The sequence below is a fragment of the Streptomyces sp. NPDC057654 genome (assembly GCF_042800135.1).
Lineage (GTDB): Bacteria > Actinomycetota > Actinomycetes > Streptomycetales > Streptomycetaceae > Streptomyces.
Genome location: NZ_JBHVHQ010001488.1, coordinates 1 through 1,017 on the forward strand (window position 1 = coordinate 1; position 1,017 = coordinate 1,017).

Below are 1,017 nucleotides of genomic sequence, written 5' to 3' on the forward strand. Positions count from 1 at the left end.
CTGGCGGCGGTCGCCTGAGTCGGCGCGTCACGGGCCGCTGGCCGGGGCTCCCCTTCCCGCGGGGCCCCGGCCATCGGCGTCTCCGGCGTACGGGCGCGGTACGGGCGGTGCTGTCACACGCGCTGCGCGAGCACCTGTCCCGGCCAGCCGTCGACGTCGACGGTCTCCGTCGGCGTGAAGCCGTTGCGGCGGTAGTAGTCGACGAGGAGTCCCTCGCTGCCCGCGTAGCAGTCGACGCGCAGCAGGCTGATTCCCTGCCGACGGGTCTCCTCCACCGCGTGCGCCAGGAGTGCGCTGCCCACGCCGTGGCCGCGGAAGCGGCTGTCGATGACGAGGAGGTGGACGTAGACCTCGGGCTCGTCGGCCGGGGCGACGTACGGGGCCGGGTGCGGGGTGAGCGTCATCGTGCCGGCCGCCTCGCCGTCGATCTCGGCGATCCATGGGGTGCCGGACCGCACGATCTCCCCGACCCGCTCCACGGCCGCCGGCCGGGTCGACCACGGCTCGGTGCCCCACTGGCCCGTACGCCCCTCGGCGACCAGCCATTCCACGGCGCTGTCCAGCATCGCGAGTATCGCGGGGGTGTCGTCCGCCCCGCCCTTCCTGATCTCCATCTGCGCCACACTAAGCCGCATGAGGCTGTTTGTCGCCGTACTTCCCCCGGCCGAGATCGTCGCCGAACTGGCCGCGGAGGTTCGCAGGCTGAAGGCCCTGCCGGGGGCCGACCGGCTGCACTGGACCGAGGCCGCGGGCTGGCATTTCACGCTCGCCTTCCTCGGCGAGACCGACGAGGCACTCCTGCCGGAGCTGCGGGAGCGCCTCGGCCGGGCGGCGGCGCGGCACCGGCCGCCGGAGCTGCGGCTCGCGCGCGGCGGGCGGTTCGGGGACCGGGCGCTGTGGGCGGGGGCCGCGGGCGAAACGGCGGCGCTGGGGCGGCTGGCCGAGTCCGTGGCGGCCGGGTGCCGACGCGCCGCGGCCCTTCCGGCCGACGCCCGCGCCTTTCGGGCGCACCTGACG

At 75.8% G+C, this 1,017-nt stretch carries 2 protein-coding genes; one reads left to right on the plus strand and one right to left on the minus strand.

All coding sequences use genetic code 11. The features are described 5' to 3' along the window. Window positions 1-113: 113 nt before the first annotated feature. Window positions 114-614 carry a GNAT family N-acetyltransferase gene (locus tag ACFU99_RS44550; protein WP_384404632.1) on the minus strand — a complete coding sequence of 167 codons (501 nt, stop codon included), beginning with the start codon at window positions 612-614 and terminating at the stop codon, window positions 114-116. A gap of 19 nt (window positions 615-633) precedes the next feature. Between ACFU99_RS44550 and thpR the strand changes: the two genes are divergently transcribed. After that, window positions 634-1,017 (plus strand): RNA 2',3'-cyclic phosphodiesterase (gene thpR, locus ACFU99_RS44555; RefSeq protein ID WP_384404634.1); only part of this gene is annotated, 384 nt, incomplete at its 3' end.

Excerpts from the sequence above, each read along its gene's own strand:
- ACFU99_RS44550 (WP_384404632.1), bottom strand. The coding sequence starts at position 614 with ATGGAGATCAGGAAGGGCGGGGCGGACGACACCCCCGCGATACTCGCG.